Consider the following 13,827-nt stretch of genomic DNA (forward strand, 5'->3'; position numbering starts at 1 on the left):
CAGGCCTTTTCAGACCTGCGAGCAAGGAGCATGTTGTGGCCAGGGCCATGGATAATGCAATTTTAGAGACGATTTTACAGCGCGTTCGCCCCCTCATTGGCCAGGGCAAAGTCGCTGACTATATTCCGGCATTAGCGTCCGTCGAGGGTTCAAAGCTGGGGATAGCGATTTGTACCGTGGACGGGCAGCATTATCAGGCGGGCGATGCGCACGAACGCTTCTCTATTCAGTCTATTTCGAAAGTGCTTAGTCTGGTGGTGGCGATGCGTCATTATCCGGAAGAGGAGATCTGGCAGCGCGTCGGAAAAGATCCTTCCGGCTCGCCGTTCAATTCGTTGGTTCAGTTAGAGATGGAACAAGGCATCCCGCGTAATCCATTTATTAATGCGGGCGCGCTGGTGGTATGCGACATGTTGCAAGGCCGGCTTAGCGCGCCGCGTCAGCGGATGCTGGAAGTTGTGCGCGCGCTTTGTGGCGTATCGGATATTACGTATGACGCTACGGTCGCGCGCTCTGAATTTGAGCATTCCGCCCGTAACGCCGCTATTGCCTGGCTGATGAAATCATTCGGTAATTTTCATCATGATGTGCCTACCGTGTTGCAAAATTACTTCCACTACTGTGCGTTGAAAATGAGCTGCATGGAACTGGCGAGGACGTTTGTCTTTCTGGCGAATCAGGGCGAGGCGTTTCATCTCGACGAGCCGGTAGTTACCCCTATGCAGGCCCGGCAGATTAATGCGCTAATGGCGACCAGCGGGATGTATCAGAATGCCGGCGAGTTTGCCTGGCGGGTGGGATTGCCCGCTAAATCCGGCGTGGGCGGCGGTATTGTCGCCATAGTGCCGCATGAAATGGCGATTGCCGTCTGGAGTCCGGAGCTGGATCCTGCGGGAAACTCTCTGGCAGGTATCGCCGCGCTTGAGCAATTAACACAAACGTTAGGACGTTCGGTATACTGATGAATGCGCTTGAACCGCTCTTTGCCCGCCTGGCGCGATCGACATTTCGTTCGCGTTTTCGTCTCGGGATAAAAGAAAGACAATATTGCTGGGATAAAGGCGCGGAGGTAATTGATAAACACGCCGCCGATTTTATCGCCCAGCGACTGGCGCCAGCTCACCCGGCGAATGATGGTAAGCAAACGCCGATGCGGGGCCATCCGGTATTTATCGCGCAACATGCGACGGCAACCTGCTGTCGCGGGTGCCTGGCGAAGTGGCACCAGATTCCTCAGGGAGAACCGCTGAGCGAAGCGCAGCAACAGTATATTGTCAGCGTTATCCATTACTGGCTGGTCATACAAATGAATCAGCGGTAGAGCAGCGCGTCGTTGCTGACGCTTTCCCCGATAAATCACCCTATACCACTGATAGCAGCCGTTGACCGTCATATATCTCATGTGCTGAAGTGTCTTTTTAGTTACAACATACATTTGGTTGTTTTTTTTCAACGCCTGTCAGCACTGTGCAAAAAAATGTTCTACAGGGCAGGGGATCCGTGTATCACCAGAAGCTTGCAACCTTGATCTGGATCACGTTTAATGACAGTGCTTTTTTACCTGCTGAAGATAATCATGATCGTTAGACCACAACAGCACTGGATTCGCCTGATATTTGTCTGGCATGGTTCCGTGTTATCTAAAATCTTTTCACGACTGCTCCTTAACTTTCTTCTTTCTATCGCCGTTATTATCATGCTGCCCTGGTACACAATGCTGGGTATTAAGTTTACCCTTGCGCCGTTTAGCATACTGGGCGTCGCTATCGCCATTTTTCTTGGGTTTCGCAATAATGCCTGTTATGCGCGTTACGTCGAAGCGCGACATTTGTGGGGGCAGTTGATGATCGCTTCACGCTCAATACTGCGTGAGGTGAAAACAACCTTACCTGATGAACGCGGTATCGAGGATTTTGTTCGGTTACAAATCGCTTTTGCCCACTGTTTGCGTATGACATTGCGTCGACAGCTTCAAACGCAAGTTCTGGGAAACTATCTTGACCAGGAGGCGTTACAGAAAGTTGTCGCTTCCCATTCCCCCGCTAACCGTATCTTATTGCTGATGGGAGAGTGGCTGGCGATTCGCCGCCGCAGCGGAAAGCTTTCCGATATTTTATTTCATAGCCTCAACAACCGTTTAAATGATATGTCGTCAGTGTTGGCCGGCTGTGAACGCATCGCCAACACACCGGTGCCTTTTGCCTATACGTTAATTTTGCATCGTACGGTTTATCTTTTCTGCATTATGTTGCCATTTGCACTGGTGGTTGATCTGCACTATATGACACCGTTTATTTCGGTGCTTATTTCTTATACGTTTATCGCGCTGGATGCGTTGGCGGAAGAGTTGGAAGATCCGTTCGGTACTGAAAATAATGATTTACCGCTGGATGCGATATGCAATGCGATAGAAATCGATTTACTGCAAATGAATGATGAAAGGGATATTCCGGCAAAACGGATACCGGATAAACGCTATCAACTGACCTGAGCTCGACTTAACTGGCGCAGAATGTTCATCTGCGCCATAACCTGAAGAGCAAAGCTTAATAGCCTTCTCCAACGCCGGTTTTGGCTGGACCGGAGTAGTGGACATGAACGATTCGCCATCCTGTGTTTGGTATCTTCGCCCACACCTGGCTTTCGCGGCCTGTCGTGTGTTGAGTTTGCCCATTATCACGGCGTACCGCGGTAAAATGCCAGTCGAACTCTGCAACGGCGGCATTGCCATACACGTGAATAACCGGGGGAGCGTCCAGTTTTAACGTGCGTTTGCTGAAGGTTTTACCCATAGTGGCGCCATAAAAATTTTCAGCGATCTGCGACCATCCGCGTTCGTGACCGCGTGGATGAATAAAACTGGTTTCCGGTGAAACATAAAAGAGCTGCTTGCCTAACGTTGGGTCTGCCTTATCTATTGAATAAAGGTAACGGTTAATGCCTTCTGTAATTTCTTGTTTAACGGTCGACGTAGCTTCATTTTGTGCGGCGGTTGGCGTTGCCGCTGATGCCGATGACACCATCAGAGTTAACGTTATCGCGGCGGCCGAAAACAATAGTGACGTTTTTTGCATAATAGTTATACCCATATGGTCTGTTTTTGAGACGCTTTATCTTTCCTGTTACGTACACTTTTATACTAAAGGAGCATGGCTCACGAACAATAAAAAACATCCTTCTATAAAATTACCCCGAAAAGGGAGTAGTGCAATTAAGAATATCGTATTTGTTTGTAACGACATGACTCAAAATATCAACATTTAGAGTTTCAGTATTGTTGTTGTCCATTGACTTACTTTTATGTTTATTACCGCTGGTAAATAGTTAATCTTATGAATAGTGATATGCAAATGATCGTTTGCGCTATGTGATAATTAACTATGGTAAAAATACACGAAGCGAAGAAGTGCTATTTCAGTAGTACTGATATTTTCATAACGCTAATTTAAAAATAAATGTAAACGTAACAAATTATACACAAAAATAAGAAGGGCTGTGGCCTCAACTGACTTGATTATGATTCCGTCTTAACGAATGTCAGCCGAGTGTTCAGTGCCATTCTCGCCCTGGCATCCCCGACCGTAAGCCTGTTCTCTACTGGTAACCCCCTTGTTATTACAGCAGAAAACAGGGCATATCATTGATGTAGTCATGCTTAACTTGCATTTTAACATCACTAATACATAGCAAGCTAATATTACACTTTGAAACTTAACGCACGGTAATTGTTAGTGATATTGTCCTGGACAGTTCCGCGAGCAGGTTTTGCGGAAAGTCCAAAAATAAGACAAATAAGGCATATAAAATGAAAAAAGTAGTGGTGTTATCTGCGGTAGCCGCAGCCGTAATGATGGCTGGAGCCGCCAATGCAGCAGAAATCTATAACAAGGATGGCAATAAACTGGATTTGTATGGCAAGGTCGACGGCCTGCATTATTTTTCCAGTAATCATAGTACGGATGGCGATCAATCTTATATCCGTATGGGTATTAAAGGCGAGACTCAAATTACCGATCAACTAACCGGTTTTGGACAGTGGGAGTATCAGGTCAACGCCAATCGTCCGGAAGATGGTGACTCCAGCGGTTCTCCGCAAAGCTGGACGCGTCTCGGTTTTGCTGGTTTGGCATTTGCCGATATGGGGTCTGTTGATTATGGTCGTAACTATGGCGTGTTATACGACATTGGTTCATGGACTGACGTACTGCCTGAATTTGGTAATGATTCGTATGAAGCTTCCGATAATTTTATGACCGGACGCGCGAATGGCGTTCTGACTTATCGCAATAATGATTTCTTTGGTCTGGTTGATGGTCTGAATATTGCGTTGCAGTATCAGGGTAAAAATGACGGCCTGTCGAAAGAAGGCGATCCTTTAAGTAATAATGCCAGAAAAAGTATCGCGTACCAGAATGGCGATGGTTTCGGGGCATCAGCGACATATGATTTGGGCATGGGGGTGAGCCTGGGGGCAGCCTATACCAGTTCCAAACGCACGCTTGATCAGATGACGCAAGATAAATACGACAATGGCGACCGCGCTGAAGCCTGGACTGGCGGCGTGAAGTATGATGCCAATAATATTTACCTGGCGGCAAACTATACCCGTACTTATGATATGACCTATATGGGCGATACATTGGGCGGCTTTGCACATAAAACCGATAACTGGGAAATGGTAGGGCAATATCAATTTGATAATGGCTTACGCCCGTCACTGGCGTTCCTGCAATCCAGAGCCAATGATGTTGATGGACTGGGTTCGTTCGACCTTGTGAAATATATTGATGTGGGTTCTTACTACTACTTCAATAAAAATATGTCCGCGTATGTTGACTACAAAATCAATCTGCTAAAAGATGGCAACCCATCGAATCCTAATACAGACAACACCGTGGCGCTCGGCTTAGTCTACGAGTTTTGATAAAACTTGCTGATTAAGACAGTTTAGGGATACCCTCCTTTTCCCAAAACTGTGTCACTGCTTAACCTTTATTATTGTTAATTTATTCTTTTATTATTTCAGGACGCTTCTGGCGTCCTTTTTTATTGCCTATTCGTTGACTATTCGACTTCGATCTCGCGAATGCGCATTCTGCTACTGTCATCTATCTGCACTTTGCCTGAATGACAAAAGGGACAACAGAGTGTGGATGTTTGAGAGGTGAAGGGTTGATTACAGGACAGACACCAACCTTGCGCCGGTGCGATAGTAATGTGGAAACTCGCATTGTCAGCAAGGGTATGACGAGCGGCGACGTCCAGGCCAAAATGCAGCGCCGGCACCTCAACACAGGCCATAACGCCAATCTCCAGCCAGACTTGCTTTACCTTGCTGAACTGGTGACTTACTGCCTGTTCCTCCAGCAATTCGATAATATTTTGCGCCAGGGCTAATTCATGCATGGGCCAGCTCCTTCATTCAACAATATTTACGGCGACACAAGGATCAATTACCTGTAACTGTTGCGACCACAATGAGAGTGGAATAGTGGCCAGTTCGCGAGCAATGACGCCGTCAGATTGGGCGTGACGTGTGGTAGGCGAGATAATACGGTAATCAAGAATATTGCCTGACGTCGTCAGTCTGGCCTGATGAACTAACCATCCTCGCGCGGTTTCCACTACCGCTATTTTCCATTCGCCATCATCAAAACGATTCCAGCGCAGGGTAGGAAGGGCGCTCAAACTTCGGGCGAGCGTAATGCAGCGGGCCAGCAGACGTAGCGCAGTCGTTTTTCCGCTAAGACAACAGGCTGACAGTAGCGGATATTCGATAGCCAGAGGCGAGACATCCAGGGGACCATGGGTTATTAACGTATGGTCCGGGGACGACGCCATCGGTAGTGTAGGTGTAATGATATTCTGTACTGCCGCCAGCCAGCGGGCGGTTTCAGAACGCTCTTGCAAAAACCAGGCTTCCCAGCCCTTTACGCCAGCGGCAAGCCAGGTCTGAGGATCATCGTCAAAAAAGATTGTGCTTGCCAGCGGGGATAACTCTCCGCGACGTAACAACGCCCATTCTTCAGCGGTTGCCTGTCGGTGGCTAAACAGGGGGAGCCAGTCGGTCAACGCGCGACGGAGCGTTTCTCGCGCCAGCTCTTGTTGTGCGGCCTGCATATCTGGCTTCTCTTCAGGAAACAACAGTAAAGCCGCCGCCGCGCTGTGCGCCTGAGCGCACAACGTAAACAAACGTGAAATAAGCGTTTTTGCGTATACCGGCGTTGCGCCCTGTAACAAACGACCGATCGGCGCCTCCTGCCAGGTAATCCGTAGCGGGTGAGAATAGACGGTCAATCTTTGCACGAATTATTACCTTCATCGATCACCATAAACCCGGACTTACTGGTTTCGCAAACCGGACAGCACCAGTAATCAGGTAACTGGCTGAAGGGCACGCCGGGTGGAATTTGCCATACATCATCGCCCAGCGCAGGGTCGTAAACCCACCAACATACTTTGCACTCCATGCGCACCACTGGCTCATTTTCTGTGACCGGGTATTCTTTCAACCATTCCAACGTATTTTTTAGCCCCGCGTAGGCATCTTCGATATCGTCGATGCCTGCAACGGCGATATCAGGAATGTCCGCTATCTCAATCATATCTTGCAGTAATGTGTTCATATCATTGAAATAATTGACCCGCCATACGCCGGGAAAATGCGTGCTTACAATCCGGCATTTACCATATCCGCGTGAAAAAATAGCGCTACAGCCTTCGCCTAAAAAATGATCCAGATACTCGCGATCGGCATCGTTTACTGGCAATAGCGTTAAGTTAATGATATGCGGCTCTTTTACCGGCTGTTTTACGCGCTCGGCTATTTCATGCGCGATAAAGGCGCCATTCATCAATCCCGCCGGTTGCGGCGGCAATTCTGGCGTAATCGGCGGTTGCGGATGCGTCTGCCAGATGCTCTCCGGGATCGGGCCAATGATAATTTCATCGGCAACCCGTTGCTGGTCAGCGTTATATTCACGCACACGCCAGACGCCCGTAAAAACCGTCTCCTGAATACGCTGTTCTTTTCCATCGGATAATAGTACCCGGGCGGAGATTTCACCTTCGCCGAGCAGTTGATCCAATAAACCGCTATTCTGTTGCTCAGTGGCATTCAGCTTATAGCTCAGGGGAAAGGGGAGCGTTGCCACTGGGTTATCCATATCGCGAATAAGCGTAGTCAGGATGTGTCTGGCAACACGGAGCTCAGCGGGCAGCGCCTGTTCCGGTAAAACCGGCGTCAGCGGGAGATTAATGCCGGCGGGGATAGGAAGAAAGTTAAAGTCTTCCTCTTCTGGCTGCGAGCCTGGTCCGGCAATATTAACGACTGGAATAGTTCTGGAATGATTCACGTGTGTTACCTTTCATTCTATTGCGTGATAACGGGAATATCCTGACGATAGCCCGGTGTGGTCAGCAATGCGGCCACCCGCTGAGAGTATTCTTGCCAGCTATATAATCCCGCCAGACTGCCGACAAAACGGTGCTGGCGAAAGAAAAGCAGCGCCGGATATTTCAGAATGCGATACTCCCGGGCGATCAGTTCACTCTGTTCGCTATCCGCAAATGCCGCGGTATAAGACGTCGCCGGAAATTGCTTGAGGATCTCCGGGATAATGACCCAACTGTCGGCGACTTCCGGATGTTTGTTGGGGTCGCTTTGCAGCAAAACCAGCAGAGTCGGATGCGCATTAATCAACGACGGGAGCGTTTGCGCATCGGTAACCAGAAAGCCTTTATCCGCCAGTGGACAAACAGGATTTTGGGGTGAGATAGTCATTTTTTTAAATGCTCCGGTAATTCAGGCGTGCGAGATAATAAATCGGCAAAACCGGTCAGCGGATCGCTTTGCGTGAGCATGGCCTGTTCCAGCGAGTCCAGCGCCGCCAGTACCTCAGCGGCTTCCGCTTCGTCCATTTCTCGTCGTGCTGCGTCGCCAAATGTCAGCAGCCATGCGCCTGCTAAGGGGGGAGCCACAAGCCGAATATCAACGTCGATAAGCTCGCCGTGTCGGTCGCGGCATTTGGCGAACCACTGACCGGGGGAAATAACCTGCACAGGAACGCCGATACACATTATGATTTCTCTCTCTGTAGCACCCGAATATCGCCGACCCGGCAAGCGCTTTGCGCATCTGGCCGTTCATCTTCGTAGCGTTCCATACACAGGCTGTAATGATTGAGTCTTTCAGTGGGCAAGGCCGCTGAAGAGGCGGTGATACCCCATTGCGCCAGCACTTCCTGCGCGAGATAGACCGCAGGCATCAGTTGCGCCTTTACCTGCGGCGTAAGACTCCCGCCATAGTCATCCAGACATTCCGGCTGCACGCCAATCAGCACAATCTCCGATAACTGGCCGCCGGTTAATTGCAGCAATGCCAGCACTTCAGAAAAACTGGTCTGATGTAAACTGAGTTTTTTCGCCGTCAGATAGGCGGGAACCTGTTCATCACGAAACATCGCCAGCGAACCTGGCGCCATACCAAAATCGATAGCATCCATGATTAACAGTTTTTCGGTCTGTTGCAGCCAGGGCAGCAGCGCCAGTCCCTGCGTACCGCCATCAACAACGTCAACTTTCTCGTTATCGGCATACTGTTCAAACAGCTTTTCCGCCGCTCTGACGCCGAACCCTTCATCTGCCCAAAGCAGGTTGCCAAGCCCTAAGATTGTTACTTCTGCCATTGTTATCACCTGAACCAGCGCCAGCCGCTTATCATGACGGAAATCACGCTTTGTCGGCTCATAATGTCTTCACGGATAGCGGTATAAACATGCGCAATGACGAAGGCGATAATGAACCACATGCCCAGCCGGTGCCAGAAATGTAGCGCGAGGCTATCGTTGCCAGTCAGGCGAATCATCCAGCCAAACCATTGATACGCCCAACTGTCTGTTCCAAGTCCTTCGCCATAGAGCGCAAAGCCGCTACACACCATCAGTACGGACATCCAGAAATAGAACATTACCGCCAGTCCCGCTACCGGATTATGTCCATAGTAACGATGGGCCTCTTTTTCGAGGAAAAAATACCAGCGGATTTCGCTGATAACGCCTTTGCGCCAGGCGCGGCGCCAGAACGGAACCAGAAACATCTCCCTGGCGTACTCATTGCCGACACATGCCCAGTAAATACGAAACAGCAGCGCGACAGTAAAAATATACGCCGTGGTAAAATGGATCAGTCGTATCCAGCCCATCCAAAACATAAAGGTCGCTTCACCTTGAATCGATGGCAGGGGGCGGCCAATGAAATATCCTGTAACAGCCAGGACGACAATGGATAACGCCGTGATCCAGTGCCATAAACGGACCGGCGCTTCATAGATATAGTACCCCTGGCTGGTTATTTCTTTGAGATGCATTGAGACCTCCGAATCGTCGTCATCGTACCTGAACCCTGACCAGCTCCCCTCCATGATTATCAATAACATGGGTGGAGCAGGCCAGGCAGGGATCGAAGCTGTGCAGAGTACGTAAAATCTCCAATGGTTGATCGGGAACGGCGAGTTTAGTCCCCATTAACGCCGCTTCGTACGCGCCAATTTGACCTTTATCGTCACGCGGCCCGGCATTCCAGGTTGTCGGTACCACACATTGATAGCTGTCGATTTTCTGATTTTCAATTTTTATCCAGTGCCCCAGCGCGCCGCGCGGCGCCTCGCTGAAACCAACGCCTTTTGCCGATGTAGGCCAGGTATCGGGTTCCCAGAGCGTGACGTTTGCCGTCGCCGTATCGCCGGACTTGAGGTTACGCATCAGACGATCGAAGAAATATTGCAGCGTATTGCCTGCCCATACGGATTCCAGCGCACGCGCGGCAGTACGCCCTAATGTAGAAAAGAGCGCTTCTTTAGGCAGCTTTAATACACTAAGCAGTTGATCCACAGGTTCTTTAAATTCCGGTTTATTTTGATGATATCCAATCAGATAACGCGCCAGCGGACCTACCTCCATCGCATGTCCCTTCCAGCGCGGCGATTTAATCCATGAATATTTAGCGGATTCATCCACCTGTTCGATAAAGGTTTTTGTGCCTTTATAGTGTTCGCCCATGACCAGTTGCGGTTCGGTCAGACCATCCCACGGATGCAGGCCCTTATCGTTATTGCCGTTACCATAGGTATACCAGGAGTGAGTGACAAACTCCTGAATCTCATCGGGGGCGGTTAAATCGACAGGATGAATTTCGTCGAAACGACCGTTAATGATAGCCCCACGCGGAAGCAGAAGATTACTGGCGGAATAATCGTTAGGGTTATCCGGAAACTCGCCATAAGCCAGCAGGTTCATGCTCGATAACCCGCCGCCGATTTTTGCCCAGTCTTTGTAATAACTGGCAATCAGCAAGACGTCCGGAAGATAAACCTGTTCGCAGAACTGGCGAGCTTTTTGGATGATGGAACTGACAAGGTTCAGGCGTTCCATATTCACTGCGCCGACCGCGCCCGTTTCGTCAAGGTTGATGGCGCAAGGAACGCCGCCCACCAGCCAGTTAGGATGCGGGTTTTTACCACCGAAAACGGTGTGAATTTTTACGATCTCTTTTTGAAAATCGAGCGCTTCAAGATAGTGGGCGACCGCCAGCAAATTGGCTTCCGGCGGAAGTTTCATCGCCGGATGTCCCCAGTAGCCATTACGGAAAGGGCCAAGTTGACCGGACTCGATAAACCGCTTCAGCCGATTTTGCAAATCGCGGAAATATCCCGGCGAGGATAGCGGCCATGCGGAAAGGCTTTGCGCGATGGCGGAGGTCTGATGCGGGTCGGCTTTCAGGGCCGCAACCACATCAACCCAGTCCAGCGCGTGCAGATGATAAAAATGCACCAGGTGATCGTGAACGTGTAGCGTAGCCTGCATCATATTACGGATACAGTTTGCGTTGTCAGGAATCGCGATTCCCAGCGCATTTTCTACGGCACGGATTGAGGTCAGAGCGTGTGTACCGGTGCAGACGCCGCAAATGCGTTCAACGAATGCCCAGGCGTCTCGCGGATCGCGACCTTTCAGGATAACCTCCAGGCCGCGCCACATGGTGCCGGTCGACACGGCGTTAGTAATAACATTATTACTGTCGATATTCACTTCGCAACGCATATGCCCTTCGATGCGAGTAACCGGATCGACCACAATTCGCCGTCCGCTATTGTCCAGCGTAAAACCCTGAGTCTGATAAGGATATGCCATAATTATTTTTTCTCTTCCGGAGCGTTTTCTGATGACGTGTTGTTTTTATTGCGGGCGTGTTTTATGGCGCTCACCGTGGCGTGAGCGATGGCGGCAGCGCCCGCGACGCCGGCAACGCCCAGTCCGATTTTATCGGCGGTAGCTTCAATGCCGGTTTGCGGAATGCCCGTTGCCCGGCTGTAAAAAGAACCGTAATCCCAGAATCCATCTTCCGAACATCCGAGGCATCCATGACCCGACTGGATAGGAAAAGACACGCCATCATTCCAGCGAACGGTTGAACAGGCGTTATAGGTGGTCGGGCCTTTACAGCCCATCTTGTACAGGCAATACCCTTTTCTGGCGCCTTCGTCATCCCACGCTTCCACAAACTGACCGGCATCGAAATGCGCGCGTCGGTAGCATTTGTCATGAATTCGCTGGCCATAAAACATTTTTGGTCGTCCAAGACGATCAAGGGGAGGGATGCGATCAAATGCCAGCATATAGGTGATAACGGCGGACATCACTTCAGGTATAGGCGGGCAGCCTGGCACTTTAATAATGGGTTTATCGGTAATTAATTTGTGAACCGGCGTGGCTTTAGTTGGGTTGGGGCGGGCTGCCTGCACGCAGCCCCATGATGCGCAGGACCCCCAGGCGATAATCGCTTTAGCATCCGCGCTGACGCGTTTTAACTTCTCCAGGAACGGCTCGCCAGCCAGTATGCAAAACATCCCATCTTCATTCAGCGGCGCGTTACCTTCCACGGCAACGATATAATTTCCTTTGTACTCACGCATCACATCCGCCAACGCCTGCTCGGCTTGTTGCCCTGCGGCGGCCATAATGGTGTCGTCATAATCCAGGGAAATGAGCGACAAAATGGCATCTTTTGCCAACGGGTGCGCAGAGCGAATGAAAGATTCGGTACAGCAGGTACATTCAAGACCATGCAGCCATATCACTGGCGTACGCGGTTTATTCTCCAGGGCATAAGCTATCTGAGGAATCATCGAACTGCTCAGGCCTAAAGACGTTGCGGTAAGGCTGCAAAACTTGAGGAAGCTACGCCTTGTCACGCCGTGTCTACGCATAACTTGATAAAATGTATCTTGTGTTTGCATAACGTTTATCCCAAACCACTATAGTTAGTGTGGGCATCATATGTTGCATTTCTTGTCTTTCTCAATGTGTTTTAGTAGCAATTATGTTTCTAATTCGTAACAACTGATTACATGTGTGCTACTCACATTACTCAAAAACATAAATTAATTTAATGTTATTGGTGATGTGGAGTAAATATAGCGTTGTGAAGATATCTCTTAATGTTGATAAGAAACCGTGTTTTTTATTTATAACATGATGGGATTTTTTAAAATGGTCACACGGATAACGCGTTTTCATGTTAGTTCGCTGTGTTTAACTCTCCTTTAAACCCGTCAGTTAAATTTATTAGCTTGTAAAATAAGATCACAATTAATTACGTGCTGCATAACCATTGATAGGTTTAATTTAATATATTCGTCCAATCCATTTTACAAACAAGGAGAGCATGATGAAAAAAAGTAAAGCAATGTTATTTATCGCTCCGGCGCTGTTTTCATACGCCCTGGCTGCACAGGCCTGCACAACCCTTGCCATTCAGGATAAACAAGGCGATATTTTTCATGGGCGTACGCTGGAATATATGCAGGATTTACCCTCATGGTTAACGTATTACCCGGCGGGAACACAGTTTGATAAAAAAACGCCGGATGGCAGCCAGGGGATAAGCTATCAGGCGAAGTATCCGATACTGGCCATTACTTCCACCATTACTGATGGCGATAGCAGAGACATACTTGAAGGCATGAATAGCGCGGGATTGTCATTTAGTGAAAACATGATCATGAATGCGCAGTTGCCGCCATTGCCTGCGAGTGAATATAAACAGGCAATTCCTGTCACCTCGTTGGGAGAATGGGCGCTGGCCCGTTTTGCTACTGTCGGCGAGGTAAAACAGGCAATAAAAGAGGGCAAATTCTGGTCACCGGAACTGCATCGGTTTGGCGATCTGAAATCGCCATTTCATTATGCGTTTTACGACAAGAAAGGAGGAAGCATTGTCGTTGAAGTGGAAAATGGCAAATTCCATGTCTATGACAATCCCACTCGCGTGATGACAAATGGTCCCGCATTCCCCTGGCATCTGACAAATCTGAATAATTATACGCAATTAACCAATGTGGACCGCTCTTCAGGCACATTGGGCGGGATAAAAGTGATGCAGCCTGATAGCGGGATTGCTATTGCAGACTTGCCATCGTCCGATACGTCGGTTTCCCGTTTTATACGCGGCGTTTATTACACCACATATGCACCGCAAGCGACATCCGCCCACGATGCAATGAATACGCTTGCGCATATTATGAGCCGTTTCGATCGTCCGAAAAATATTACGGTTGATTATATGGGGAGTGAAGGGGAAGGCAACGCCACCCGCAAACCGGTCTCAGAATATACGGTCTGGACAACGCTGTCTGACTTAACACACGGTGAGATGATGGTGCGCGGCTACAATGATATCAACTATAAAACCTGGTCTCTTTCTCAGTTTAAGAACGCGACTGCGCCCGTATTCGAGAAAATCAACGTCAAAGGATAAATCGCTCGTCTC

The 13,827-nt window shown here is 49.3% G+C and carries 15 protein-coding genes; 5 read left to right on the forward strand and 10 right to left on the reverse strand.

Going from position 1 to position 13,827, the window contains the following annotated elements:
• The first annotated feature begins 35 nt into the window (after positions 1 to 35).
• The 3 genes from glsB to ACLJQJ_RS06255 all read left to right on the forward strand — a co-directional run bounded on the left by glsB (position 36) and on the right by ACLJQJ_RS06255 (position 2,491).
• A complete protein-coding gene (glsB, locus tag ACLJQJ_RS06245; RefSeq protein ID WP_000090081.1) occupies positions 36 to 962 on the forward strand; it encodes a glutaminase B in 927 nt (308 codons plus the stop codon).
• Positions 962 to 1,321, forward strand: a complete 360-nt coding sequence (locus ACLJQJ_RS06250) for a DUF4186 domain-containing protein (protein WP_000992449.1) — start codon at positions 962 to 964, stop codon at positions 1,319 to 1,321. Before glsB ends, ACLJQJ_RS06250 begins: the two co-directional genes overlap by 1 nt.
• A gap of 255 nt (positions 1,322 to 1,576) precedes the next feature.
• Entirely contained in the window at positions 1,577 to 2,491 is a 915-nt protein-coding gene (locus ACLJQJ_RS06255) for a bestrophin family protein (RefSeq protein ID WP_001748393.1), read from the forward strand.
• 55 nt (positions 2,492 to 2,546) lie between these two features.
• Here ACLJQJ_RS06255 and ACLJQJ_RS06260 read toward each other — a convergent pair whose 3' ends face one another.
• Positions 2,547 to 3,089, reverse strand: a complete 543-nt coding sequence (locus tag ACLJQJ_RS06260; protein ID WP_061383148.1) for a YybH family protein — start codon at positions 3,087 to 3,089, stop codon at positions 2,547 to 2,549.
• A 716-nt stretch (positions 3,090 to 3,805) separates the two neighbouring features.
• Here ACLJQJ_RS06260 and ompC point away from each other — a divergent pair.
• Positions 3,806 to 4,924, forward strand: coding sequence for a porin OmpC (gene ompC / locus ACLJQJ_RS06265; RefSeq protein WP_000758335.1), 1,119 nt, complete (start codon positions 3,806 to 3,808; stop codon positions 4,922 to 4,924).
• A 140-nt stretch (positions 4,925 to 5,064) separates the two neighbouring features.
• Here ompC and hypA read toward each other — a convergent pair whose 3' ends face one another.
• The 9 genes from hypA to ACLJQJ_RS06310 are packed head-to-tail and all read right to left on the reverse strand — an operon-like array spanning position 5,065 to position 12,295.
• Positions 5,065 to 5,406 (reverse strand): hydrogenase maturation nickel metallochaperone HypA, encoded by a 342-nt coding sequence (hypA, locus tag ACLJQJ_RS06270; RefSeq protein ID WP_039589783.1) that lies wholly within the window; start codon positions 5,404 to 5,406, stop codon positions 5,065 to 5,067.
• A gap of 12 nt (positions 5,407 to 5,418) precedes the next feature.
• On the reverse strand, positions 5,419 to 6,306 hold the full coding sequence (locus tag ACLJQJ_RS06275; RefSeq protein ID WP_039589782.1) for an ATP/GTP-binding protein: 888 nt from the start codon (positions 6,304 to 6,306) through the stop codon (positions 5,419 to 5,421).
• A complete protein-coding gene (locus ACLJQJ_RS06280; protein WP_001016745.1) occupies positions 6,294 to 7,355 on the reverse strand; it encodes a hydrogenase expression/formation C-terminal domain-containing protein in 1,062 nt (353 codons plus the stop codon). Before ACLJQJ_RS06280 ends, ACLJQJ_RS06275 begins: the two co-directional genes overlap by 13 nt.
• Positions 7,356 to 7,372: 17 nt before the next feature.
• Positions 7,373 to 7,783, reverse strand: coding sequence for a hydrogenase (locus ACLJQJ_RS06285; RefSeq protein ID WP_000155978.1), 411 nt, complete (start codon positions 7,781 to 7,783; stop codon positions 7,373 to 7,375).
• Positions 7,780 to 8,079, reverse strand: coding sequence for a HypC/HybG/HupF family hydrogenase formation chaperone (gene hypC / locus ACLJQJ_RS06290; RefSeq protein ID WP_000334902.1), 300 nt, complete (start codon positions 8,077 to 8,079; stop codon positions 7,780 to 7,782). The genes ACLJQJ_RS06285 and hypC overlap by 4 nt, the downstream gene beginning before the upstream one ends.
• Positions 8,079 to 8,687 (reverse strand): HyaD/HybD family hydrogenase maturation endopeptidase, encoded by a 609-nt coding sequence (gene hybD, locus ACLJQJ_RS06295; protein ID WP_000852664.1) that lies wholly within the window; start codon positions 8,685 to 8,687, stop codon positions 8,079 to 8,081. The genes hypC and hybD overlap by 1 nt, the downstream gene beginning before the upstream one ends.
• A 5-nt stretch (positions 8,688 to 8,692) precedes the next feature.
• Positions 8,693 to 9,436 (reverse strand): Ni/Fe-hydrogenase, b-type cytochrome subunit, encoded by a 744-nt coding sequence (gene cybH / locus ACLJQJ_RS06300; RefSeq protein WP_000924456.1) that lies wholly within the window; start codon positions 9,434 to 9,436, stop codon positions 8,693 to 8,695.
• Positions 9,387 to 11,189 carry a nickel-dependent hydrogenase large subunit gene (locus tag ACLJQJ_RS06305; RefSeq protein ID WP_000331200.1) on the reverse strand — a complete coding sequence of 601 codons (1,803 nt, stop codon included), beginning with the start codon at positions 11,187 to 11,189 and terminating at the stop codon, positions 9,387 to 9,389. Before ACLJQJ_RS06305 ends, cybH begins: the two co-directional genes overlap by 50 nt.
• Before the next feature lie 2 nt (positions 11,190 to 11,191).
• Positions 11,192 to 12,295: a hydrogenase small subunit gene (locus ACLJQJ_RS06310; protein ID WP_001194448.1), complete on the reverse strand. Its 1,104-nt coding sequence runs from the start codon at positions 12,293 to 12,295 to the stop codon at positions 11,192 to 11,194.
• Positions 12,296 to 12,723: 428 nt separating this feature from the next.
• Between ACLJQJ_RS06310 and ACLJQJ_RS06315 the strand changes: the two genes are divergently transcribed.
• Positions 12,724 to 13,815, forward strand: coding sequence for a choloylglycine hydrolase family protein (locus tag ACLJQJ_RS06315; protein WP_000976500.1), 1,092 nt, complete (start codon positions 12,724 to 12,726; stop codon positions 13,813 to 13,815).
• Positions 13,816 to 13,827 lie beyond the last annotated feature (12 nt).

The organism is Salmonella sp. SAL04202 (genome assembly GCF_046550775.1).
Taxonomy (GTDB): domain Bacteria; phylum Pseudomonadota; class Gammaproteobacteria; order Enterobacterales; family Enterobacteriaceae; genus Salmonella; species Salmonella enterica.